At 72.7% G+C, this 205-nt stretch carries 1 pseudogene; it reads right to left on the reverse strand.

Annotated features, from left to right (window positions below):
* Positions 1-205 (reverse strand): annotated as a pseudogene (locus QWY28_RS24305) (endolytic transglycosylase MltG); the annotation flags it as partial.

Below are 205 nucleotides of genomic sequence, written 5' to 3' on the forward strand. Positions count from 1 at the left end.
GGCGTCGTCGGCGGCCATCTCCTTCTTGAGCGGGTAGAACCCGACCTGGATCCCCGGCGACTCCGGGTCGGCGGCAGCGGCGTCGATGCAGGCCGGCACCGACGCGACGACGCCGGACTCCGTGAGGTTGCGGCAGATCTGCGCGCTGGAGTCGCCGTCGACGACCTCGAACGAGACCTTGCCGCGGCCGGGGCCGGCGAAGTCG

The sequence above is a fragment of the Nocardioides oceani genome (assembly GCF_030412965.1).
In the GTDB taxonomy this organism is placed as follows: Bacteria; Actinomycetota; Actinomycetes; order Propionibacteriales; family Nocardioidaceae; genus Nocardioides; species Nocardioides oceani.